The organism is Microbacterium sp. 4NA327F11, from assembly GCF_005503465.1.
Classification (GTDB): domain Bacteria; phylum Actinomycetota; class Actinomycetes; order Actinomycetales; family Microbacteriaceae; genus Microbacterium; species Microbacterium ginsengisoli.
Genome location: NZ_SCOB01000013.1, coordinates 22,156 through 44,016 on the forward strand (window position 1 = coordinate 22,156; position 21,861 = coordinate 44,016).

Annotated in this window: 23 protein-coding genes; 7 read left to right on the plus strand and 16 right to left on the minus strand. The window is 71.3% G+C overall.

The annotated features are described in order from the left end of the window. Nucleotides 1-3 precede the first annotated feature (3 nt). Nucleotides 4-948, minus strand: coding sequence for a LysR family transcriptional regulator (locus tag FFS51_RS09725; protein WP_137878209.1), 945 nt, complete (start codon nt 946-948; stop codon nt 4-6). Nucleotides 949-1,040: 92 nt separating this feature from the next. Between FFS51_RS09725 and FFS51_RS09730 the strand changes: the two genes are divergently transcribed. Further along, nucleotides 1,041-2,273, plus strand: a complete 1,233-nt coding sequence (locus FFS51_RS09730) for an MFS transporter (RefSeq protein WP_249352700.1) — start codon at nt 1,041-1,043, stop codon at nt 2,271-2,273. A 13-nt stretch (nt 2,274-2,286) separates the two neighbouring features. Here FFS51_RS09730 and FFS51_RS09735 read toward each other — a convergent pair whose 3' ends face one another. Continuing rightward, a complete protein-coding gene (locus tag FFS51_RS09735) occupies nt 2,287-2,892 on the minus strand; it encodes a TetR/AcrR family transcriptional regulator (protein WP_137878211.1) in 606 nt (201 codons plus the stop codon). Between the two features lie 145 nt (nt 2,893-3,037). Between FFS51_RS09735 and FFS51_RS09740 the strand changes: the two genes are divergently transcribed. After that, nucleotides 3,038-4,468 (plus strand): MFS transporter, encoded by a 1,431-nt coding sequence (locus FFS51_RS09740; protein WP_137878212.1) that lies wholly within the window; start codon nt 3,038-3,040, stop codon nt 4,466-4,468. 44 nt (nt 4,469-4,512) lie between these two features. Here FFS51_RS09740 and guaB read toward each other — a convergent pair whose 3' ends face one another. Further along, the gene (gene guaB, locus FFS51_RS09745; RefSeq protein WP_137878246.1) at nt 4,513-6,015 is read right to left on the minus strand and encodes an IMP dehydrogenase; all 1,503 of its coding nucleotides are present in this window, start codon (nt 6,013-6,015) and stop codon (nt 4,513-4,515) included. Between the two features lie 295 nt (nt 6,016-6,310). Here guaB and FFS51_RS09750 point away from each other — a divergent pair, with 295 nt between their 5' ends. Genes FFS51_RS09750 through FFS51_RS09765 form a run of 4 tightly spaced genes read left to right on the plus strand, consistent with a single transcriptional unit; the run spans nt 6,311 to nt 10,428 of the window. Then, complete coding sequence (locus tag FFS51_RS09750; protein ID WP_327037314.1) at nt 6,311-7,699, plus strand: branched-chain amino acid ABC transporter permease; 1,389 nt, start codon at nt 6,311-6,313, stop codon at nt 7,697-7,699. 11 nt (nt 7,700-7,710) lie between these two features. Then, the gene (locus FFS51_RS09755) at nt 7,711-8,706 is read left to right on the plus strand and encodes a branched-chain amino acid ABC transporter permease (protein ID WP_056206027.1); all 996 of its coding nucleotides are present in this window, start codon (nt 7,711-7,713) and stop codon (nt 8,704-8,706) included. Continuing rightward, a complete protein-coding gene (locus FFS51_RS09760; RefSeq protein ID WP_137878213.1) occupies nt 8,699-9,676 on the plus strand; it encodes an ABC transporter ATP-binding protein in 978 nt (325 codons plus the stop codon). Before FFS51_RS09755 ends, FFS51_RS09760 begins: the two co-directional genes overlap by 8 nt. Next, entirely contained in the window at nt 9,673-10,428 is a 756-nt protein-coding gene (locus FFS51_RS09765; RefSeq protein ID WP_045246619.1) for an ABC transporter ATP-binding protein, read from the plus strand. The genes FFS51_RS09760 and FFS51_RS09765 overlap by 4 nt, the downstream gene beginning before the upstream one ends. Nucleotides 10,429-10,438: 10 nt before the next feature. On the opposite strand, the gene FFS51_RS09770 is transcribed toward FFS51_RS09765, so the two are convergent. From FFS51_RS09770 to groES, 6 genes are all read right to left on the minus strand, one after another. Then, the gene (locus FFS51_RS09770; RefSeq protein ID WP_137878214.1) at nt 10,439-11,203 is read right to left on the minus strand and encodes a hypothetical protein; all 765 of its coding nucleotides are present in this window, start codon (nt 11,201-11,203) and stop codon (nt 10,439-10,441) included. Beyond that, complete coding sequence (locus FFS51_RS09775) at nt 11,200-12,111, minus strand: ABC transporter ATP-binding protein (RefSeq protein ID WP_056206030.1); 912 nt, start codon at nt 12,109-12,111, stop codon at nt 11,200-11,202. The genes FFS51_RS09770 and FFS51_RS09775 overlap by 4 nt, the downstream gene beginning before the upstream one ends. Beyond that, complete coding sequence (locus tag FFS51_RS09780) at nt 12,108-12,494, minus strand: GntR family transcriptional regulator (RefSeq protein ID WP_056206032.1); 387 nt, start codon at nt 12,492-12,494, stop codon at nt 12,108-12,110. Before FFS51_RS09780 ends, FFS51_RS09775 begins: the two co-directional genes overlap by 4 nt. Nucleotides 12,495-12,647: 153 nt before the next feature. Further along, nucleotides 12,648-13,976 (minus strand): ABC transporter substrate-binding protein, encoded by a 1,329-nt coding sequence (locus tag FFS51_RS09785; RefSeq protein ID WP_056518710.1) that lies wholly within the window; start codon nt 13,974-13,976, stop codon nt 12,648-12,650. Between the two features lie 217 nt (nt 13,977-14,193). Further along, nucleotides 14,194-15,144 (minus strand): EamA family transporter RarD, encoded by a 951-nt coding sequence (gene rarD / locus FFS51_RS09790; protein ID WP_249352701.1) that lies wholly within the window; start codon nt 15,142-15,144, stop codon nt 14,194-14,196. A 154-nt stretch (nt 15,145-15,298) separates the two neighbouring features. Continuing rightward, nucleotides 15,299-15,595 carry a co-chaperone GroES gene (groES, locus tag FFS51_RS09795; protein ID WP_045246613.1) on the minus strand — a complete coding sequence of 99 codons (297 nt, stop codon included), beginning with the start codon at nt 15,593-15,595 and terminating at the stop codon, nt 15,299-15,301. A gap of 157 nt (nt 15,596-15,752) precedes the next feature. On the opposite strand from groES, the gene FFS51_RS09800 reads away from it, so the two are divergent. Beyond that, entirely contained in the window at nt 15,753-16,946 is a 1,194-nt protein-coding gene (locus FFS51_RS09800) for a THUMP-like domain-containing protein (RefSeq protein ID WP_137878215.1), read from the plus strand. Nucleotides 16,947-17,001: 55 nt separating this feature from the next. Here FFS51_RS09800 and FFS51_RS14705 read toward each other — a convergent pair whose 3' ends face one another. The 7 genes from FFS51_RS14705 to FFS51_RS09835 all read right to left on the minus strand — a co-directional run bounded on the left by FFS51_RS14705 (nt 17,002) and on the right by FFS51_RS09835 (nt 21,856). Further along, nucleotides 17,002-17,505, minus strand: a complete 504-nt coding sequence (locus tag FFS51_RS14705) for a hypothetical protein (protein ID WP_171006157.1) — start codon at nt 17,503-17,505, stop codon at nt 17,002-17,004. Further along, on the minus strand, nt 17,502-18,572 hold the full coding sequence (gene tsaD / locus FFS51_RS09810; RefSeq protein WP_431463274.1) for a tRNA (adenosine(37)-N6)-threonylcarbamoyltransferase complex transferase subunit TsaD: 1,071 nt from the start codon (nt 18,570-18,572) through the stop codon (nt 17,502-17,504). The genes FFS51_RS14705 and tsaD overlap by 4 nt, the downstream gene beginning before the upstream one ends. Further along, a complete protein-coding gene (gene rimI / locus FFS51_RS09815; RefSeq protein ID WP_431463272.1) occupies nt 18,563-19,099 on the minus strand; it encodes a ribosomal protein S18-alanine N-acetyltransferase in 537 nt (178 codons plus the stop codon). The genes tsaD and rimI overlap by 10 nt, the downstream gene beginning before the upstream one ends. Continuing rightward, a complete protein-coding gene (tsaB, locus tag FFS51_RS09820) occupies nt 19,096-19,776 on the minus strand; it encodes a tRNA (adenosine(37)-N6)-threonylcarbamoyltransferase complex dimerization subunit type 1 TsaB (RefSeq protein ID WP_137878218.1) in 681 nt (226 codons plus the stop codon). The genes rimI and tsaB overlap by 4 nt, the downstream gene beginning before the upstream one ends. Before the next feature lie 84 nt (nt 19,777-19,860). Beyond that, nucleotides 19,861-20,364, minus strand: a complete 504-nt coding sequence (gene tsaE / locus FFS51_RS09825) for a tRNA (adenosine(37)-N6)-threonylcarbamoyltransferase complex ATPase subunit type 1 TsaE (RefSeq protein WP_137878219.1) — start codon at nt 20,362-20,364, stop codon at nt 19,861-19,863. Further along, nucleotides 20,361-21,482 carry an alanine racemase gene (gene alr / locus FFS51_RS09830; RefSeq protein ID WP_171006158.1) on the minus strand — a complete coding sequence of 374 codons (1,122 nt, stop codon included), beginning with the start codon at nt 21,480-21,482 and terminating at the stop codon, nt 20,361-20,363. Before alr ends, tsaE begins: the two co-directional genes overlap by 4 nt. After that, the gene (locus FFS51_RS09835; RefSeq protein ID WP_137878220.1) at nt 21,479-21,856 is read right to left on the minus strand and encodes a holo-ACP synthase; all 378 of its coding nucleotides are present in this window, start codon (nt 21,854-21,856) and stop codon (nt 21,479-21,481) included. Before FFS51_RS09835 ends, alr begins: the two co-directional genes overlap by 4 nt. Nucleotides 21,857-21,861 lie beyond the last annotated feature (5 nt).

Sequence of the window (21,861 nt, forward strand, 5' to 3'; positions counted from 1 at the left end):
AGCCTACCGGCGACGCCCGCGAGCGCCGATGCCGGTGCGCGCGCTGTCGCCGGGCAGAACGGGTGCCGCGGCCACCTCGGCCGCGACGGCATCGACGAAGACGCGGGCCGCACGGCTCGCACCGGGGCGCACCGCGATCAGCAGGCGCCACTCGATGCGCTCGTCGAGCGGGCGCAGGGCGAACCCCGCGCCGCGCGGCGCGTCGGGGACGAGGTAGCGCGGCATGGCGGCGACGCCGAGCCCGGCCGCCACGAACTCGGGGATCTGCGCGACGTCTCCCACCTCGACGATCGTGCGACGCGCGAGACCGCGGGCGGCGAGCGCGGCGTCGAAGACCGACCGCTGGCCGAACCCTGCGGGCGAGTCGACGAAGTCCTCCTCGGCGAGGCGCGCAAGCGGCACGGTGCGGGACGCGGCGAGGGGGTGGTCGGCGGGCAGCACGGCGACGAACTCGGACGCGATGAGGCAGGCCCGGTCGGCCACAGCCTCGGTCGGCTCGGCGCCGAGGAAGGCGACGTCGATGCGCCCTGCGGCGAGGTCGGCTCCGAGACCGGCGGAACCGGTCGCCGACGGCGAGAGGTGCAGCTGCACGCCGGGGTGTCGGGCGCGGAACGTGCCGAGCACGCGGGGCAGCGCCCCACGTACGAGCACGTTGGTGAGGATGCCGATGCGGAGCGTCCCGCGCAGCTCGCCGTCGTCGGCGACCTCATCGCGCAGCAGCGCCCACTCGTCGAGCAGGCGGCGGGCGCGCGGCAGGGCGACCTCGCCCGCCGGGGTCAGCGCGACCCGATGGGTGTCCCGCTCGAACAGGCTCGCGCCGACCTCGCGTTCGAGGGCGCGCACCCCCGCCGACACCGTCGACTGCGCGGCGAACAGGCGCGCCGCCGCCCGACCGAACCCGCCCTCGTCGACGACGGTGACGAAGTACTCGAGCTGACGCAGGTCCATGGCGGGAGCCTAGCGCCGTCATCGTTCAGAACGATCACCCTCATCGGGAACGTTCGTTTCCATCGATGTCCGATCGCGGTCACACTGGAGTCATGACCACGACCGCCGACATCCCCGTCATCCGCCTGCGCACGCCCGGCGTCTCGCACCGCACCGGGTTCTGGGTCGTGGCGCTCGGGTTCCTCGCGACGATGGCCTTCACGACCATCCCCACCCCGATCTACGCGTTCTACGCACGCGCCGACGGCTTCGCGACCTGGGTCGTGACCGTCATCTTCGCCGCCTACGCCGTGGGCGTCCTCGCCGCCCTCTTCCTCGTCGGGCACATCTCCGACTGGGTGGGACGGCGCCGGATGCTGCTCCTCGGCGTCGCGCTGCAGCTCGTCGCCGCGGGGCTCTTCCTCGTCTTCCCGCACGTGGCGGGCCTGATCATCGCCCGCGTGGTGTCGGGCTTCGGGATCGGCGCGATCACCGCGACGGCCTCGGCCCACCTCGTCGAGCTCGACGCGGCCGCCCGGCCCGGAGCCGGCCCCGCGCGAGCCACGACCGTCGCCACGGTGCTCAACACCGGCGGCCTGGCGCTCGGCCCGCTCATCTCAGGTGCCCTGGTCACCTGGCTTCCGGGCCCGACCGTGACGCCCTACCTGCTCTTCGCCGGCCTCCTCGTGCTCGCCGTGCTCGGCATCGCGCTCGTGCCCGAGACCGTGGTGCGCCAGAGGGAGCGTCCCGCGTACCGCCCGCAGCGGGCGGCCGTGCCGCCGGAGGGACGCCGCGACTACACGGCCGCCGCCATCGCGGGCTTCGCCGGCTTCTCGGTGTTCGGGCTGTTCACCTCGCTCGCCCCCGTCGTGATGACCCAGGTCATGCACGAGCCCGCGCCGCTCGCGGGGGGAGCCGTGACCTTCGCGGTGCTCGCGGCATCCGCTCTCGCCCAGCTGGTGTTCGGACGCCTGAGCTCGCTGCGTCAGCTGGTGCTCGCCCTCGTGCTCGTCGTCGCCGGGCTCGCCGCCCTCGCGGTCGGCGTGCTCACTGCGACACTCGCGGTCTTCGCGGTCGGCGGCGTCGCCGCGGGCGCGGGCGTCGGACTCGTGTTCCGCGCCTCGATGATGACGGCGGGGCGCCTCGCCGCCCCGGAGCGCCGCGGGGAGGCGCTCGCAGGCATGTTCCTGGCGTCGTACCTCGGACTCGCGGTGCCCGTGCTCGCGATCGGCGCCGCGCTCGTCTTCGCCCCGATGACGCCCGTGCTCGTGGTGTTCGCCGCGGCCGTGGCCGTGCTGGTCGTGGTGGCCTCGTTGCCGCTCGTGCGGCGCGCGGCTCAGGCCTGACGACCCGCGCGGGTCACCAGGCCTCGTCGACGCGCGGGGCGAGGCCCAGCACCCGGGCCTTGTCGGCCGGGAAGCACGCGTCGAACAGCTCGGTCACCCGCGAGTCCACGTCGTAGTCGTCGGCGAGGCGCATGCCGATCATCGTGTTGATGAGCATGCCGTGCGCGAGGAACCCCTGCGCCTGCTCGGCGGTGAACCCGAGCGAGCGCAGGTACTCCCACACCTGGGCGAAGCCGTCGCGGGCGACCGGCCCGATGACCGGGTGCGCGCCCAGGAGGAACGCGTGCGTGAGGGTCTGGTGCAGGCCCCGCACCTCGAGCAGGTCGATGTAGGCGCGGCCGAGCCGGTGCTCGAGCGTGTCGTTGGTGACCTCGGCCGCCGCCCGGAACCCCGCCAGAAGCTGGTCGAGCGCGGCCGTGCAGGCAGCGACGAACAGATTCTCCTTGCTGCCGAAGAGCCGCACGACATAGGGCTGAGAGACGGATGCCGCGCGCGCGACATCGTCGGTCGTGGCACCGACGTATCCCTTGGCACCGAAGACGGCGAGCGCCGCGACGATGATCTGCGAGCGCCGCTCCTCAGAGCTCAGGCGCCGTTCGGGCTCATCTGTCGGGGTCACGCTTGACAGGTTATCAGTCGATTACTACAGTCGGCCGTATCGAAGTAATCATTCGATTACAAACGCGGGTTCTCCGGGTGCCACGCGCGCCGGAACAGCCCTCCACGCACCTCCCCCACCGCTCCCCGACCAGAAAGGCCGCACCATGAGCCTCGCCCCCGCCGTGCGCCGCCGCCCCGCCGCACTCGTCATCGCCGCGGCATCCCTGCCCATGTTCATGGCGACCCTCGACAACCTCGTCATGACCAACTCTCTGCCGGTGCTGCACAAGGATCTCGGCGCCAGCGTCGAGCAGCTGCAGTGGTTCGTGAACGCGTACACCCTCGCATTCGCCTCGACGATCCTGCTGGCCTCCGCGCTCGGCGACCGCTACGGCCGCCGCACCGTCTTCACGATCGGCATCGCCGTGTTCGGTATCGGCTCGATCTTCGCCGCCCTCTCACAGGACCCCGGTCAGCTCATCGCCGCGCGAGCCCTGCAGGGATTCGGCGGCGCGGGCGTCATGCCGCTCTCGCTCGCCCTCATCACCGGCGGCGTCGCCGACCGGCTGCGCCCGCTCGCGATCGGCATCTGGGGCGGGATCGCCGGTCTCGGCGTCGCGGTCGGCCCCCTCGTCGGCGGGGCGGTCATCGAGGGCTGGAACTGGCAGACGATCTTCTGGATCAACATCCCGGTCGCCGTCATCGCCCTGCCGCTCGCGATCTGGGCGCTGCCGAACCAGCGCGGCGCCCGCGCCCGCATCGACGTCGTGGGCACCGTGCTCGCCGGCGCCGGGGTGCTCGCCCTCGTGCACGCCATCGTGCGCGGCAACGACGACGGCTGGTCGACGTTCTCCGTCCTCGGCGAGATCGTGCTCGGATCGCTGCTGGTGATCGCCTTCCTGGTGTGGCAGTGGCGTTCGCGGAGTCCGCTCGTGCCGCTGCGGCTGTTCCGCGACCGATCGTTCTCCCTCACCAACGCGGTCGGCTTCGCGTTCAGCTTCGGTACGTTCGGCTCGATCTTCATCCTCATCCAGTACATGCAGGTCGTGCGCGGCTCGACCCCGCTCGAGGCGGCCGTGCAGACCACGCCGTGGACGCTCGCCCCGATGGTCGTCGCACCCCTCGCCGGGCTCATCGCCCCGCGGGTGGGCACCCGCATCCTGCTCGTCACCGGACTCGCCGCCCAGGGCGTCGCCCTCGGCTGGCTCGCGCTGATGATCTCGACCACGACGCCCTACATCGACATGGTCGCGCCGTTCGTGCTCGCCGGCGTCGGCATGGGGCTCGTGTTCGCGCCGTCGGCGACAGCCCTGCTGTCGACGCTCGGCATCGCCGACCACGCCAAGGCGTCGGGCGTCAACTCCACCGTGCGCGAGATCGGCGTCGCCCTCGGCACCGCCGTCATGACCGCGATCTTCGTCGGCGCCGGCGGTCAGCTGCGCCCGGACATGTATGTGGATGCCGCGCGCCCCGCTGTCCTCACCGGGGCGGCCGTGCTGCTGGTCACCGCCGTGCTCGCCCTGTTCCTGCCCGCCGGCCGCGGCACGCCGGCGACGGCCGCGGAGAGCAAACGGGAACTCGCGCACGCGGCCTGAGCCGCGGCATCCAGCCCCTCATCGAGGCGCCGGACGCAGGAAGTTCACTTCTTGTAGTTCGGCGCCTCGACGACGATCTGCACGTCGTGCGGGTGCGATTCCTTCAGGCCCGCCGCCGTGATGCGCACGAAGCGGCCCTTGGTCTTGAGCTCCTCGATCGTGCGCGCCCCGACGTAGAACATCGACTGACGCAGACCACCGACGAGTTGATAGGCGACGGCGGCGACCGGGCCGCGGTAGGCGACCTGGCCCTCGATGCCCTCGGGGATCAGCTTGTCGTCGCTGGGCACGTCGGCCTGGAAGTAGCGGTCCTTCGAGTACGACGTCTTCTTGCCGCGGGTCTGCAGCGCGCCGAGCGAGCCCATGCCGCGGTACTGCTTGAACTGCTTGCCGCCCTGGAAGACGATCTCGCCCGGCGACTCGTCGGTGCCGGCGAACAGCGACCCGATCATGACGGTGTCGGCGCCCGCGACGAGCGCCTTGGCGATGTCGCCCGAGTACTGCAGACCGCCGTCGGCGATCACCGGCACGCCCGCCTCGCGGGCGGCGAGGGACGCCTCGTAGACGGCCGTCACCTGCGGCACGCCCACACCCGCCACGACGCGGGTGGTGCAGATCGAGCCCGGCCCGACGCCGACCTTCACGGCGTCGACACCGGCGTCGATGAGCGCCTGAGCGCCCTCGCGGGTCGCGACGTTGCCGCCGATCACGTCGATGTGCGCGAACGTCGGGTCGGCCTTGATGCGCCGCACGATGTCGATGACGCCCGCCGACTGGCCGTTGGCCGTGTCGACCACGAGCACGTCGACGCCCGCGTCGCGCAGGGCCTCGGCGCGCTCCCACGCGTCGCCGAAGAAGCCGATCGCGGCGCCCACGCGGAGGCGACCCTGCTCGTCCTTGGTGGCGAGCGGGTACTTCTCGCTCTTGTCGAAGTCCTTGATGGTGATCAGACCCGCAAGACGCCCGTCGGCGTCGATGAGGGGCAGCTTCTCGACGCGGTGCTTGGCGAAGGCGGCGATCACGTCGCCCGCACTCACGCCCACCGGGGCCGTGATGAGGCCCTCGCTGGTCATCACGTCGCGCACGAGGGTCGAACGGCGCTCGAAGCCCGACACGAACCGCATGTCGCGGTTGGTGACGATGCCCACGAGGCGGCGGTCGTCGTCCACGACCGGAAGGCCCGAGATGCGGTAGGTCGCGCAGAGCGCGTCGACCTCCTCGATCGTGGCGTCGGGAGTGGTGGTCACCGGGTCGCTGATCATGCCCGACTCGCTGCGCTTGACCCGGTCGACCATGGCCGCCTGGTCCTCGATCGAGATGTTGCGATGCAGGATGCCGAGACCCCCCTCGCGGGCGACCGCGATCGCCATGCGAGCCTCGGTGACGGTGTCCATCGCGCTCGAGATGAGCGGGGTGGCGACCGTGATGCGGCGCGTGACCCGCGAGGACGTGTCGGCCTCGCTCGGGATGACGTCGGTGTGCCCGGGCAGCAGCAGGACGTCGTCGTAGGTGAGTCCGACGAAACCGAAGGGGTCGTGCTGCTCCATGCGTGCTCCCATGCGGCGCCCGGTCGGGGCGCGATCGTGGCGGCGAGGGCGGAGGGTCATCCCGCCTGATGATTCTAAGCGGCGCGGGACGGGCTGTATTCCGCTCGCGCGCGTGTACGCGCCCGCTCGCGCGCGCGAGCGGCGACGGCACTCGGGTGTCGCGAGTCGCGCGATCGGCCAACGCGAGTCATACTGGGCGGCACGCGACGACGAGGCCGCGTGGACGGAGATATCGGTTCGGTGACGATGCCGGACCGAAACACCCCTGACATATGCGACTCCTAGTCTCTCGGACGTGCATCCGCGCCACCCGGCGCGCCTGCCCAGCTACGACCCGTGGAGGACGATGACCGTGCAGTTCGCGCACAGGTTGCTCTCATCGCGACGACGACTCGCCGGCATCGGCGCGCTCGTGCTCGCGCTCGGGGTGCTTCTCACCCTGCTGATGCCCGCCCCGGCCGCCCACGCTGCGACCACCTGCTCCGCCGATGCGACGACAGCCTGCATCCAGGGCACGATCCGCACCAGCGACGGCAAGCCCGCGAGCGGTGTGAAGCTGTCGATCGCCGGGCCCGCGGCATCCACCCCCGACACGACCACGGATGACTCGGGCCGCTGGGTGTTCGAGGTGACCGCCGCCGGTTCCTACACGGTGACCCTCGACAAGACCTCGCTGCCCGACGGCCAGTACGTCTCCGGCGCCGACACCCGCACGGTGCAGGTGTCGCTGCACTCGGACTTCTCGGCGATCTTCTCGCTGAGCGATTCTGCGGACGGCGCGACCACGACCGACACCGGGTTCGACTGGCAGCGGTTCTGGCAGCAGTTCGTGCAGGGCGTGCGCCTGGGCCTCCTCCTCGCCCTCGCCTCCCTCGGCCTGTCACTCATCTTCGGCACGACCGGCCTCAGCAACTTCGCCCAGGGCGAGATGGTGAGCCTCGGCGGCGTGCTGGCCTGGTTCTTCATGTCGATCCTCGGCAACAACCTGTGGCTCGCGGGGCTCGCGGCCGTCGTGGTGATGGCCCTGTTCGGCTGGGCGCAGGACGTCGTGCTGTGGAAGCCGCTGCGACGCAAGCGGCTCAGCCTCACACAGCTCATGATCGTGTCGATCGGTCTGTCGATCGCCCTGCAGTACGTGCTGCAGCTGTGGATCGGCGCCGGCACCGTGCGCATCGACCTCGCCACACCGGCGACCGTCACGATCTGGGGCATCACCCTCACGATCCAGTCCTACGTGTCGATGGGCATCGCGATCGTCGCGATCGCCGCGGTCGGGCTCGGCCTCATGTACACCCGCTTCGGCCGCGCGACCCGCGCGGTGTCCGACAACCCGGCGCTGGCGTCGGCGTCGGGCATCGACGTCGACCGCGTCATCCGGGGCGTGTGGATCATGGGATCCGGACTCGCGGGTCTCGCGGGCGTGCTGCTCGGCCTCGTGCTCAACGGCGTGAACTGGCAGACCGGCGGCCAGCTGCTGCTCCTCCTGTTCGCCGCTGTCACCCTCGGCGGACTCGGCACCGCGTTCGGCGCCTTCGCGGGTGCCATGGTCATCGGCCTCATCGTCGAGCTGACCAACATCTGGCTGCCCGGCGACCTGAAGTACGCGACCGCCCTGGCGCTGCTCATCATCATCCTGCTGTTCCGGCCGCAGGGCATCTTCGGCCGCCGCGAGCGGATCGGCTAAGGAGGGTTCTGATGGACTTCTGGGTTTCCCTGCTGCAGCAGCTCACCGAGAACGCGATCGCGCCGGTCACCGCGGCGTACGTCATCGCGGCGATCGGTCTCAACATCCACTTCGGCTTCACCGGTCTCATGAACATGGGCCAGGCGGGCTTCATGCTCCTCGGCGCCTACGGGTTCGCGCTGACGATCATCTACGGCGGCGGGTTCTGGCTCGCCGTGCTCGTCTCGATCCTCGCGTGCGTCGCGTTTGCGGCGATCCTCGGCATCCCGACGCTGAGACTGCGCGGCGACTACCTCGCCATCGTCACGATCTGCGCGGCCGAGATCGTGCGCATGGTGGGCCGCCTCGCTGCGCTCGCGCCCATCACGGGTGGCTCGACGGGCCTCGTCGGACCCACCTACCGCGGGCCGTTCACCGACCTGTCTCCGCTGGGCACCGGGTCGACCACCATCCTGTGGTTCACGTACCCGAACACCGACCCGGGGTCGGGCAACGACTGGTGGACGCGCATCGTCTCCTGGGGCCTCGTCGCCGTGCTGCTCGCGCTCACCTGGCTCGCGATGCGCAGCCCGTGGGGTCGCGTGCTCAAGGGCATTCGCGAGGACGAGGACGCCGTGCGCAGCCTCGGCAAGAGCTCCTACGCCTACAAGATGCAGGCGCTCATCATCGGCGGTGTGCTCGGCGGGCTCGGCGGCATCCTGACCGTGCTCCCCGCCTCCGTGCAGCCCGACGGCTTCAGCCGCACCCTCACATTCAACCTGTGGACGATCATGCTGCTCGGCGGCGCCGCGACGATCTTCGGTCCGCTGCTCGGCGCGATCATCTTCTTCGTCGTGCGCATCGCGATCGTGCAGATCATGGGCGAGTTCATCCCGACCTCCATCCTCAACACGCAGCAGACGCAGGCGCTGTCGTGGGTGTTCATCGGCGTCGCGCTCATGCTCATCGTGATCTTCAGACCACAGGGCATCCTCGGAAAGAAGAAGGAGTTGAGCTTCAATGCCTGACCTCGGCCCCGTCACCACCGCGATCCGCACGCAGCTCGGCGGCGTCGAGGAGACCCCCGGCGCCACGAAGCCCGACCCGATCCTCGTCGTCGACAACATCGTGCGCCGATTCGGCGGCATGACCGCCGTCAACGTCGACCACCTCGAGGTGCAGCGCGGCGCCATCACGGCCCTCATCGGTCCGAACGGCGCGGGCAAGACGACGTTCTTCAACCTGATCACCGGGTTCGACCGCCCCTCCACCGCCAAGCGGCTCATCGGAGGTCCGTCCTCGGATGCCGCGGCCCGCTGGTCGTTCGACGGTCGCACCCTCGGCAACACCGCGGCATCCAAGGTCGCCCGTGCCGGCATGGTGCGCACCTTCCAGCTCACCAAGGCGCTCTCGCGCATGACGGTGCTGGAGAACATGCTGATCGGCGCGAAGGGCAACCCCGGCGAGAACCTCGCCGTCGGGCTCATCCCGGCGCTGTGGTCGAAGGCCGAGAAGGCGAACATCGCCAAGGCCGACGAGCTGCTCTCCCGCTTCAAGCTCGACGCGAAGCGCGACGACATGGCCGGCAGCCTCTCGGGCGGGCAGAAGAAGCTGCTCGAGATGGCGCGGGCGCTGATGAGCGACCCGCAGATGATCATGCTCGACGAGCCGATGGCGGGCGTGAATCCCGCACTCACCCAGAGTCTGCTCGAGCACATCCAGGCGCTGCGTGAGGACGGCACGACGGTACTGTTCGTCGAGCACGACATGCACATGGTGCGCCACATCTCCGACTGGGTCGTCGTCATGGCCCAGGGCGAGGTCGTCGCCGAGGGCGCGCCCGACAAGGTCATGAAGAACCCCGCCGTGATCGACGCCTACCTCGGCGCCCACCACGACACGGACCTGGGCGACGACGACGCGCTCACGACCGGACTCATCGAACAGATCGAGCAGGCCGCCGAAGCCGAGGCCGAGGCCGAGGAGGAGTCGCGATGAGCGAGACCACCGCCACCCCCGTCGTCAAGGCGGACAACCTCATCGCCGGCTACCTGCCGGGGGTGAACATCCTCAACGGATGCACCCTCGAGGCCTACCAGGGCGAGCTGATCGGCATCATCGGCCCGAACGGCGCCGGCAAGTCGACCCTGCTGAAGGCACTGTTCGGACTCGTGAACGTGCGCAGCGGCTCGGTGACCCTCGAGGGTCGCGACATCACCAACAACAAGGCCAATCAGCTCGTGCAGGCCGGCATCGGGTTCGTGCCGCAGACGAACAACGTGTTCCCCTCGCTCACGATCGAGGAGAACATGCAGATGGGCATGTTCCTGCGCCCGAAGCAGTTCGCGAAGCGCGTGGCCGAGATCTGGGAGCTCTTCCCGGTGCTCGGCGAGCGCCGCAAGCAGCGCGCCGGGTCGCTCTCGGGCGGTGAGCGCCAGTCGGTCGCCATGGCCCGGGCGCTCATGATGAACCCGAAGGTGCTTCTGCTCGACGAGCCGAGCGCCGGGCTGTCGCCGGTGCGTCAGGACGAGACGTTCATCCGCACCCGCGAGATCAACAAGACGGGCGTCACGATCATCATGGTCGAGCAGAACGCCCGCCGCTGCCTGCAGATCTGCGACCGCGGCTACGTGCTCGATCAGGGCCGCAACGCCTATGAGGGGACGGGTCGTGAGCTCGCGAAGGACCCGAAGGTGATCGAGCTGTACCTCGGCACCCTCGCCACCGATGTCGAGGCCGCCGGCAAGTAGGCGAGTCGACTCAGCGCGGGGTCGCGCGGCGGATCACCAGATAGCCGCCGAACGCGCAGGCGAGGGCAAGACCCAGCAGAAGGGTGAACTGCCCGACGATCCCGATCGCGGCGAGCCAGCCGAACAGCTCGGCCCAGCCCTGCAGGAGCGTGACGACCGTTCCGGCCACGAGCAGCGCCGCCGTCGCGCCGAACGCAAGCACCATCATCCCCGGGATGCGCCAGCGCATGTAGACGGTCGTCGCGCCGGCGCCGATCGACAGGACGAGGAGCTGGAGCGCGAAGGTCGTGTAGAAGTCGGTCAGCCAGCCGTTCTGCCCGTACCAGAGCGCGTCGAACATGTGGACGCCGAGCCACCAGCCGCCCGTCGCCTTCTCGACCTGCACGAGGGCGGCCGTGAGCGCCGCCATCTCCGCGGACACGAGCACGAACATGACGAGGGTGCCCATCCAGTAGTCACGCCGGGTCGAGCCGATGCCGAGTGCGAAGGAGAACGTGAGCCCGACGGCCTGCACCCCGACCACCACCAGGTACCACTGGGGCGACAGCACGGCCCAGCTGTAGCGCATCCCCTCGATGTCGATCCCCCCGGCCACGCTCCGGATGATCAGGCCGACGACCATCGAGACCACCCAGGCGCTGCCTGCGATGACCCATGGCATGCCGAAGAACACGGCGGGGTTCACGGCGTGCAGACGTACGGTGCGCCAGATCGGATTGCGCCGCATGCGACCGGCGCGAGGCAGCGCCGATCCGACGACGGTGAGCGCGTTCATGCGGCTTCCCTCCGGTTCGGGGCGTCGGGGCTCGCGAGATCGTCTCCGGTGAGGTGCACGACGAGCTGCTGGAGCGACACCGGGGCGAGCTCGAGGCCGGAGTGCGCGGCACGGGCTCGCGCGGCCGCGTCGAGGCGGCCGTCGATCGTGACCGACGCGAGCCCGCCGAGACGCTCCCGCCCGATGATCGTGTAGTCGGCGGCGAACGCGTCGACCGCGGCGGCCGGCCCCGCCACCGCCGTTGCGGAGCCGCGCAGCTCATCCGCGTCCTGGTCGAGCAGGATGCGCCCGCGATCGATGAGGACGACGTGTTCGAGCATGCCGGCGACCTCGTCGATCAGATGGGTGGAGAGCACGACGGTTCGCGGGTGCTCGGCGTAGTCCGTCAGCAGCCGGTCGTAGAAGATCTGTCGCGCCACCGCGTCGAGACCCAGATACGGCTCGTCGAAGAACGTCAGGTCGGCACGGGAGGCCAGCCCGACGACGACGCCGACGGCGGACAGCTGCCCCCGCGACAGCTTCTTGATGGGCCGGCGGAGGGGAAGCGCGAAATCGGCGATGAGGCGGCTCGCGAAGTCCGCGTCCCAGTTCTCGAAGTACCAGGGAGCGACTGAGAAGACATGCGCCGGCGTGAAGCCCTCGGGGTACCGCTGCGATTCGGCGATGAAGCACAGACGACGCAGGACGTCGCCGCGTTCGACCGGCGAGCGGCCGAAGACCTCCACCGAGCCGCCGTCGGCGAAGATCTGCCCCGTGAGCAGTTGCATGAGCGTCGTCTTGCCGGCGCCGTTGCGGCCGAGGAGGCCGTAGATGCGATTCTCGGCGAACTCGACGTCGACGCCGTCGATCGCCGCGAGCTTTCCGTAGCGCTTCACCAGCCCGCGGGTGCGGGCGACTGCGGCGGTCATGAGGCGATCCTTACGTCGGTGTTCGCGGCGGCGGCGCACTCGGCGCGCACCAGGTCGATGAGCTGGTCGGCCTCGATGCCGAGTGTCGAGGCCTCGACGATCAGGGGACGCACGAATTCGTCGGCGAACGATCTCCGCCGACGGCCCGCGACCCGTTCGCGGGCTCCACTCGTCACGAACATCCCGATCCCGCGACGCTTCTCCACGATCCCGGCGTCGACGAGCATGTTCACTCCTTTGAGCGCGGTGGCCGGGTTGATGCGAAGGAACCCGGCGAGCTCGTTCGTCGACGGGATCTGCGCGTCCTCCGCGAGCAGGCCGGCGAGGATCTGGTTCTCGATCTGCTCGGCGACCTGCACGAAGATCGGGCGCGTCTCATCCATCCGGTACCCGCCCTCCCGACGTGCTCACATGGTTCATTACTTGAGTAACTAACCAATCATGCAGAGCTCCGCGTGTCAAGCGTGGCGCGGCGACGGCGGGCACGCGAAAGGGGCGGGTGCTCGCGCACCCGCCCCTTCGCTGTGATCAGGAGATCAGTTGGTCGAACCCTGGATCGACTTCTGGAACACCGGGACGTTGGTCGCGTCGAACTTGTAGATGCCGATGAAGGCGCTCGACGGGTCGTTCTCGGAGTTGAACGGGCCGATGCCCGCCTTGCCCGTGTACTGGATGTCCTTGCCGGAGTTCAGCAGGGCGAGGCACGAGGCGTAGTCGGCGCACTTCTCGCCACCGTTGACACCCGAGACCGCGGCGAGGTTCGCCTGGATCGTGGGGCCGTCGGTGCCCTTGCCCTTGTCGGCGGCGAGCGCGGCGAGCACGATCGCGTCGTAGGACTCGGGAGCGTAGGAGAAGTCCTTCAGGTCGGCGTTCGCCGAGGTCTTGTAGAAGTCCACGAGACGCTGCTTGAAGGTGGCGTCGGGCTGAGCACCGGGGATCGTGCCCTGCGCACCCGTCAGGGTGTCGGCCGCGAAGGTGGTGCTGTAGTCAGCCGTGTTGCCGTCGACCATGTAGACCTTCGACATGTCCCAGCCCTGAGCCTTGAGCTCGGGGACGATCGACTTGGTCTCGTCGAACGCGAGGATGGCGATCGCGTCGGGCTTGGCGGCCAGAACCGCCGAGACCTCCGACGAGAAGGTCGTCTGACCGGGAGCGAACTCCTGGCCCTTGCCCTTGGCGCCATAGACGATCGAGCCGCCCGCCTTGGTGACGGTGTCCTCGACGACGTCACGCAGGCCGGTGCCGTACGCGTCGTTGAATACGAGGAAGCCGAGCTTCTGCACGCCGTCGCCGACGATCAGGTTGCCCAGCGCGGAGCCCTGCACGGTGTCCGGCGGAGCGGTGCGGAAGTAGTAGCTCGAGTAGCCGGACAGCGCCGTCGCGGTGTTCGCGGGCGAGAGCTGCACCTTGCACTTGGAGGTGATGGTGTCGACGAAGTTCAGCGTGACGCTGGACGACTCGGCACCGAGCACGACCTGCGCGTCGGAGCTGGCGATCTGGGCGGCCGAAGCGGTCGAGACGGAGAGGTCGCTCGACGCGCCCGAGTCGGTGATCGGGCCGACCTGGACAGGCTGGCCGAGCACGCCACCGGCGGCGTTGATGTCCTGCACGGCCAGGCCGTAGCCGGCCTCGGCGGGCGGGTTGAGGTACGCCAGCGAACCCGTCTGGGGCAGGATCGTCGCGATCTTGAGCGGGCCGGTGCTCGGGGTGCCCGGCTTGCACGCCGCAGCGGGGTCGGCGTGCGTGGAGGCCGAGGCGCTGGCGCTGGAGGTCGGCGTGCTCGAGCTCGAGCACCCCGCCAGCACGAGCGTCGCGGCACCCGCGAGGGCCGCAGCCGCCACGAGGGCCTTCTTGGGATGAACCATGGTGGCTCTGTCCTTTCGTGTGGGCGCGGCGCACGGGAGCCTCTCCCCCGCGTCCGCTTGCGCGAAAACGTATCCCCGTTGTGTCACGAACATGTTTCACTCATGAAGACGTGATCTTTCCGCGACGAAATCGTTATGAAAGGCGTGTGAGAGGCACGATCTCGTCGGTGAAGAGCCGCGGGGATGCGGCATCCGCTCGTCTGCGGTGTGCCGCCGTTCAGGTGAGCTCGGCGACGTCCGAGGCGCCGCGAGCGCGCCGCGAACGGCGCCCGGCGACGACGGAGTCGACCGAGAGCACGGCGAGCGCGAGCCACACGATGCCGAACCCGACCCAGCGCTGCGTCGTCATCTGCTCGCCCATGAGCAGCCACCCGGTGAGGAACTGCAGGATCGGCGCGATGAACTGCAGGAGGCCGACGAGAGTGAGGGTCGCACGACGGGTGCCGGCGGCGAACAGGAGCAGCGGCACGGCCGTGACGATGCCCGCCGAGACGAGGAGCAGGGTGTGACCGACGCCCGCCGTGCCGATCGTCAGACCCGACGTCGCGGACACGATCGCGAGCTCGACGACGGCGATCGGCACGAGCCAGAGGGACTCGAAGGTGAGTCCGCTGACGGCGTCGACGCTCGGGCCGATGCGCTTCTTCACGAGGCCGTAGACGCCGAAGGACAGCGCGAGGGTCACGGCGATCCAGGGGAACTCGCCGTAGCCGGCGACGATCACGCCGACGGCCACGACCGCCAGACCGATCGCCGCCCACTGCACCGGACGCAGCCGCTCGCGCAGCACGATGACGCCGAGCAGCACCGTCACGATCGGGTTGATGAAATAGCCCAGGCTCGTCTCGATGATGTGGTGGCTGAGGGTGCCGATCAGGAACACCTGCCAGTTCACGAAGATCAGCAGACCCGCGAGGGCGGTGAGGGCGAGCAGACGCGGCTGGCGGGCGATCGCGACGATGCGACCCCACGACCGCGTGACGAGGATGAGCAGCGCGCAGAAGACCAGCGAGAAGACGATGCGCCAGCCGATGACCTCCCACGCCGACGCCGGCGCGAGCGCCGCGAAGTACAGCGGCAGGAAGCCCCACATGAGGTAGGCCGCGGCCGCGTAGAGGCCGCCCACGGTGTTGCGGCGGGCGGCGTCGGCGGGGCTCTCGGGGGTCACCGATCCACCCTATTCCCGCCCCTCGACGTGGCGACCGCGCCGGCCGCGCGCAGGGCGCCAGGCTCCGCACGATTCCCGCCACGGTTCACCGCGCGTGCGGCGGGAACGACGAAGGGTCCGGATGCCGCGGCATCCGGACCCTTCGGAAAGTCGATCAGCGAACGACGACGGCAAGGACGTCGCGAGCCGAGAGCACGAGGTACTCGTCGGCGCCGAACTTGACCTCGGTGCCGCCGTACTTGCTGTAGATCACGCGGTCGCCGACGGCGACGTCGAGCGGGATGCGGTTGCCGTTGTCGTCGATGCGACCCGGGCCCACAGCCACGACCTGGCCCTCCTGGGGCTTCTCCTTGGCGGTGTCGGGGATGACGAGCCCGCTGGCCGTGGTCTGCTCGGCCTCGACCTGCTGGATGACGATGCGGTCCTCGAGCGGCTTGATGGAAACCGACACGGTGTACCTCTTTCTTGGACGGAAGACTCGTTAGCACCCACATACCGAGAGTGCTAACGCCAGTGTAGGCAAGTGCTGGCACTCATGCAACGCGAGTGCCAGAAGACGTCATACGCCGTCGCGCTCGTCGCGGGACGCTCCGGCCTAGGCTGGCGGGATGCGGATGGACCAGCTGCGCGCCGTGCTCACCCCCGAGGGGCTGCGCCGGCTCGACGAGCTGGGGCCCCTCGCCACGACCGACGACACCGCCCGCGCGGTGAGTCGCCTGCGGACCGAGGGCCTCGACCCCGACACCGTGACCGCGCTCGTCTCGCAGGCGCACCTGCGCGCCCGGGGCGCCGCCAAGTTCGGCGACCTCGCCGCCGGCATGCTCTTCACCCGCGCGGGCCTGGAGCAGTCGACACGCCCGGTCGTCGCCGCCCGCCATGCCGCCCGATTCCGCGACGCCGGCATCGGGCGCGTCGCGGACCTCGGCTGCGGCATCGGCGGCGACAGCCTCGGCTTCGCCGGGCTCGGGATGTCGGTCCTCGCCGTCGACGCCGACGAGGTGACAGCGGCTGTCGCCGCGTACAACCTCGCCCCGTTCGGCGATGCCGTCGAGGTGCGTCACGCCCGCGCCGAGGACGTGGACCTCGGCGGCGTGGACGCCGTGTGGCTCGACCCGGCCCGCCGCGTCGCCGGTCACGACGCGCAGGCGCGGGTCGCGGCATCCGAGTACACCCCCTCGCTGGAGTGGGTGTTCCCGCTCGCGGCGCGCACGAGCGCCGGCATCAAGCTCGGGCCCGCGCTCGATCGGGCCGAGATCCCCGCGGATGCGGAGGCGCAGTGGATCTCGGTGGACGGATCGACCGTCGAGCTCGTGCTCTTCACCGGCACGCTCGCCCGCGACGGCGTGCGCCGGGCGGCACTCGTGATCCGCGGGGAGCGCGTGCACGAGATCACGGCGGCCGGGGACGCTCCCGACGTCGACGCGCGCCCGGTCGGCGCCTACCTGCACGAACCCGAGGGGGCCGTGATCCGCGCGCGCCTCATCGGCGACGTCGCGCGGGCGCTGGAGGCGGGCACGATCGACCCGCACATCGCCTATCTGACCTCGGATGCCGCGCTCACGAGCCCGTTCGTGCAGAGCTTCCGCGTGCGGGACGAGCTCCCCGTCGCGACGAAACCGCTCGCGAAGGCGCTGCGCGCCCGCGGCATCGGCCGCCTCGAGATCAAGAAGCGGGGCGTCGACGTCGACCCGGCAGCGCTGCGTCGCGCGCTCGCGCTGCGAGGCGATGAATCGGCCACTCTGTTCGTCACGCGCATCGGCGACCGGCGGGTGGCGCTGCTCGCCGACCGCGTCGGCGACTGAGCCGCGGGCGCCGGTCGCGACGTCGGCGGGCGAGGGGACCCTCGGCGAGGGACCGTCAGCCGAGCGCGCCGGAGGCGACGACCGCCCAGGTCAGCCACGCCGCACTGTAGAGGATCGACCCGGCGCCGAGCGCGATCGCCCAGATCGCCATCGCATGCCCCGGGGACGGACGCCGCCGGGCCGCGATGCCGAATCCGACCGCGAGCACGCCGAGCGGCAGCATCCATCCGACGACCAGGGAGGCGCCGAGCGCGATGATCGCGGTGGCCAGGCCGAGCGCCGACAGCGGCACCGGATGACGCACCGCCGGCGCCGGCGCCGGCACGTCGAAGACCGTCTGCTCGTGCACGGGCTGCAGGGCGGCGACATCGACGGGCGCCGTGAGCTCGCGCGAGAAGCCGCCACGGTGAGCGCCCGGAAGCGCCGCACTCGCCGGCGGTGTCACCACATCGGGCGAGGGCGGTTCGACCGCGTCGGCACCGTGTGCCGGGAGCGGCCACGCCCCGCCGGCCGTCGCGGCGGACCGGTCCTCCGGGGCCCCCGCGCGCTCGCCGCTCACGCGGGCACCCCCTCGGCCACCTGGATCTCGGTCACCGGCAGCGTCGAATCCGCGCCGAAAGCGAGGGTCGAGGGTGCGCGGCCCGAGGCGATGAGCTCGGCGGCCAGCGCCGCGATCATCGCGCCGTTGTCGGTGCAGAGGCTGAGCGGGGGGATGCGCACGGTGACCCCGGCAGCCTCGGCCCGCGCCGTCGCGACCTCGCGCAGCCGCCGGTTGGCGATCACCCCCCCGCCGAGCAGGAGCCGGGGCACGTCGAACCGGGCGCAGGCGTCGAGGGCCTTCGTCACGAGGACATCGACCACCGCTTCGCGGAAGGATGCCGCGATGTCGGGCACCGAGGCATCCGCTCCCTGCTGCTCGACATAGCGCGCGACGGCCGTCTTCAGCCCCGAGAACGAGAAGTCGTAGCGGTGCTCGTGCAGATCGGACGCCCGCGACAGCCCGCGCGGGAAGCGGATGGCGTCCGGGTCTCCGGATACCGCGGCCCTATCGATCTCGGGACCGCCGGGGTAGGGCAGCCCGAGGATGCGGGCGATCTTGTCGAACGCCTCGCCGGCCGCGTCGTCCATCGTCTCGCCGAGAAGCTCGACGTCGCTCGTGAGGTCGCGCACGAGCAGCAGCGAGGTGTGCCCACCGCTGACCAGCAGCGCGACCGTGGGGTACTCCAGCGGGGCCGCGTCTTCGGCGAGGATGTCGGCGGCGATGTGCCCGACCAGATGGTTCACGGCGTACAGCGGCACGCCGAGCCCGGTCGCGAGCCCCTTCGCGGCCCCGATGCCGACCATCAGCGCACCCGCGAGGCCCGGGCCGCTCGTGACGGCGACCGCGTCGAGGTCGGCGAGCGTCACGCCCGCCTCGGCGAGCGCGGCGGCGATCGAGGGCTGCAGCGCCTCGAGGTGGGCGCGGGCCGCGACCTCGGGCACGACGCCGCCATAGCGGGCGTGCTCGGCCATCGAGCTCGCGATCGTGTTGCTCAGCAGGGTGCGGCCGCGCACGATGCCGATGCCGGTCTCGTCGCAGCTCGTCTCGATGCCGAGCACGAGGGGCTGGTCCCGGTTCACGTGCACCACGCTCCCCGGGCGGTATCGGCGGGGCCCTCACCGGCGGCGGGGCTCTGTGCGGCGGCCGTGTCCTCTGCGGCGCCGCGCCAGGCGGCGACATCCAGGCTCATCACGATCGCGTCGACGTCATCGGGCTGGTAGTAGCGGGGGCGCCGACCGACCTCGACGAAGCCCTCCGAGCGGTACAGCGCCTGTGCGACCGGGTTGTCGTCACGCACCTCGAGGAACACCTCGGCGACGCACCGCGCGGCGGCCTCCGCGAGCAGGTGCCGCAGCAGCGCCCGCCCCTGACCCCGCCCGCGCGCCGCGCTCTCGAGCGCGATGGTCTGGATGTCGCCGTCGCGCCCGCCCTTCGGCGCGCGCAGCCCCGCGTAGCCGATCAGACGGCCGGCCTGCTCGACGACGTAGTAGCGCCCGTGCGGCGAGCGCAGCTCCTCGCGCATCATCGGCTCGCTCCACGCGTCGGTGGGGAACGCCGCGTGCTCGAGTGCCATGATGGCGGCGAGGTCGTCGAGGGTCGCGTCGCGGATCACGCCGTCACCCGCTTCGGGGCGCCCGGCAGCGTGACATCGGGCGAGCGCAGGTAGAGCGGCTCGTCGCCCGTGAGCACGCGCGACGCGGCGACCGCCCGGGAGCCCGCGAGCGCGAGCAGCGCCGCCGGGATGGATGCCGCATCCTCGCGTCGCGCGCCCCGCTCGGCGAGGGTCGCGTCGAGGTCGTCGCGCGGCGCGAGTGCCGCGTCGCCGAGCCGCACCGGCAGCCCGTCGTCGTCGAGTCCCTCGTAGACCGAGTAGGCGAACTCGCGGCGGCGCGCGTCGGTGACGACGGCGAAGCGGCCGGCATCGTCGCCCGCGATCGCGGCGCGCAGCAGGATCGACAGGGCGACCGCGTCGTGACTCGGAACCGCGATCACGGGAAGGTCGCGGGCCAGCGCGAACGTGCGCGCGGCGGCGATGCCGATGCGCAGGCCGGTGAAGGGCCCCGGTCCCATGCCGGCGACGACATGCGTGAGGGCGGTCGGCGCAGGCGCGTCGACCCGCGCGCCGATCGCGGCAGTGACGGATGCCGCGGCCAGCGCTCCGGCGAGCAGATCGCCGATCACCTCGGCATGGCCGAGCGGATTCGCACTCGTCGCCTCGGAGCGCACCACCCCGTCGGCGTCGACGACGGCGACGGCCGTGCCGAGCGAGGTGTCGATGCCGAGGATCACCTCTCTAGGGTATGCCGCCACCGGCACGTCCCGGGGATCGCGGCCCGTCGCACGGCCGGGCGGGCAGACGGGCGGGCGCCGCGATCAGGGACGGCGGGAGATCGTCACGGTTCGCGGGGCGTCGGCGTCGAGCTCGTCGGTGCGCCTTGATGCGTCGCCGCACATCGTGTCGGCGCCGCGGCCGCCGGTCGGACGCTCGATCTCGACCTCCCACCAGGCGTCCGTGAGGGCCTCGACCATCCCGCGACCCCATTCCACGATCGTCACCGACGAGGCGAGGTCGAGGTCGAGGTCGTCGAGCTCGGCGGCCGAGCCGAGGCGGTACGCGTCGACGTGCACGAGGGGGGCACCGCCGACGAGGGAGGGGTGCGTGCGGGCGACGACGAAGGTCGGCGACTGCACCGGACCGCGAACGCCGAGGCCCGCGCCGATCCCGCGGGTGAGGGTCGTCTTGCCGGCGCCGAGGGGGCCGGTGAGCACGACCACGTCGCCGGGGCGCAGCGCCTCGCCGAGCGCGCGGCCGAGCGCCTCCATGTCGGCGGGCGCCTCGATGCGGCGTGCACCCAGGAGTGCGTCGGGAACGCTCATCGCGTCGCCGTTCGCCGGGGAACGCGCGGGCCGATGCGGGTCACGACCTCGTAGTTGATCGTGCCGGCGGCCTGCGCCCAGTCGTCGGCGAGCGGGGCGCCGTAGGTCGGATCCCCGAACAGCACCGCCTCGTCGCCCACCGCGACCGGGTGGTCGCCGACATCCACGACGAACTGATCCATCGCGATACGCCCGGCCACCGGGAACCGGCGGTCGCCGATGACGACGGGACCGACGCCGCTCGCCTGACGCGGCACCCCGTCGGCGTAGCCGAGCGGCACGAGGGCGAGGGTCGTCTCGCGGTCGGTGCGGTAGGTGTAGCCGTAAGAGACGCCGTGCCCCGCCGGCACCCGCCGCACGGCCGCGATCGCGGCGCGCAGCGTCATCGCGGGCCGCAGCCCCAGCTCGGCGGGCGAGCGGTAGCTGAAGGGCGACAGTCCGTAGATCCCGAGCCCGATGCGCACGGCGTCGTAGCGCGACTCGGGGAGATCGATCGCCGCCTGCGTCGCCGCGAGGTGGCGCACGCGGGGGGTGAGACCGGATGCCGCGGCCACCGCGAGCGACTCGTCGAACCGCGCGATGGCCTCGCGGTCGTCGTCGGGCGACGTGTTGGAGATGTGGCTGAAGATGCCGACGACGTGCACGCGCCCGATGCGCTCGAGGCGCTCGGCCTCGGCGAACACGCTGCGCTGCGCCTCGGGCGGGATGCCGTTGCGGGCGAGTCCCGTCTCGACCTTCAGGTGCAGGCGGGCGGGGCGCTCGCCGGTCGCCGCGGCCGCGGCCCGGTTCAACTGGTCGAGATCGGAGATGCCGAGCTCGATGTGCGCCTCGACCGCGCGGCCGAACGACAGTCCCGGGGCGTGCAGCCACGCCATGAGCGGCGCATCGATGCCACCGCGACGCAGGGCGAGCGCCTCGTCGACGTCGACGACGCCGAGACGGGTCGCCCCGCCGTCGAGCGCGCCCTGGGCGGCGCGGACGGCGCCGTGACCGTAGCCGTCGGCCTTCACGACCGCGATCACGTCGACGCCGGTGCGGCGCCGGAACGCCCTCACATTGTCGGCGATCGCCTCGGTGTCGATCACCGCCTCACGCATGGTTCCCGCCGGCAGCGTCATGATGCCCCCTCCCCCGGCTCTCCCCAGCCCTCCGCGACCACGTACGCGGTCGCGAGTCCCGCGTCGTGCGACATCGACAGGTGCACCGCGGTGATGCCGCGTGCGGCCACCGTCCGCGCGGTGTCGCCGGTGAGCGCGAACACGGGTTTGCCGGAGGTCTCCGACGCCACCTCGATCTCGGTCCAGTGCACCCCGTCCGAGCCGCCGAGCGCCTTGATCAGCGCCTCCTTCGCGGCGTACCGCGCCGCGAGCGAACGCGGCTTCAACACCCGCTCGGCAGGCGAGAAGAGCCGCTCGAGCAGCCGCGGGGTGCGCGAGAGGGATGCCTCGAACCGCGGCACGTCGACCAGGTCGACGCCGATCCCCACGATCATCCCCC

Coding starts and splice junctions, on each gene's coding strand:
- FFS51_RS09725 (WP_137878209.1), bottom strand. CDS start 948: ATGGACCTGCGTCAGCTCGAGTACTTCGTCACCGTCGTCGACGAGGGC.
- FFS51_RS09730 (WP_249352700.1), top strand. CDS start 1,041: ATGACCACGACCGCCGACATCCCCGTCATCCGCCTGCGCACGCCCGGC.
- FFS51_RS09740 (WP_137878212.1), top strand. CDS start 3,038: ATGAGCCTCGCCCCCGCCGTGCGCCGCCGCCCCGCCGCACTCGTCATC.
- guaB (WP_137878246.1), bottom strand. CDS start 6,015: ATGGAGCAGCACGACCCCTTCGGTTTCGTCGGACTCACCTACGACGAC.
- FFS51_RS09755 (WP_056206027.1), top strand. CDS start 7,711: ATGGACTTCTGGGTTTCCCTGCTGCAGCAGCTCACCGAGAACGCGATC.
- FFS51_RS09760 (WP_137878213.1), top strand. CDS start 8,699: ATGCCTGACCTCGGCCCCGTCACCACCGCGATCCGCACGCAGCTCGGC.
- FFS51_RS09765 (WP_045246619.1), top strand. CDS start 9,673: ATGAGCGAGACCACCGCCACCCCCGTCGTCAAGGCGGACAACCTCATC.
- FFS51_RS09770 (WP_137878214.1), bottom strand. CDS start 11,203: ATGAACGCGCTCACCGTCGTCGGATCGGCGCTGCCTCGCGCCGGTCGC.
- FFS51_RS09775 (WP_056206030.1), bottom strand. CDS start 12,111: ATGACCGCCGCAGTCGCCCGCACCCGCGGGCTGGTGAAGCGCTACGGA.
- FFS51_RS09780 (WP_056206032.1), bottom strand. CDS start 12,494: ATGGATGAGACGCGCCCGATCTTCGTGCAGGTCGCCGAGCAGATCGAG.
- FFS51_RS09785 (WP_056518710.1), bottom strand. CDS start 13,976: ATGGTTCATCCCAAGAAGGCCCTCGTGGCGGCTGCGGCCCTCGCGGGT.
- FFS51_RS09800 (WP_137878215.1), top strand. CDS start 15,753: ATGCGGATGGACCAGCTGCGCGCCGTGCTCACCCCCGAGGGGCTGCGC.
- tsaE (WP_137878219.1), bottom strand. CDS start 20,364: ATGAGCGTTCCCGACGCACTCCTGGGTGCACGCCGCATCGAGGCGCCC.
- alr (WP_171006158.1), bottom strand. CDS start 21,482: ATGACGCTGCCGGCGGGAACCATGCGTGAGGCGGTGATCGACACCGAG.
- FFS51_RS09835 (WP_137878220.1), bottom strand. CDS start 21,856: ATGATCGTGGGGATCGGCGTCGACCTGGTCGACGTGCCGCGGTTCGAG.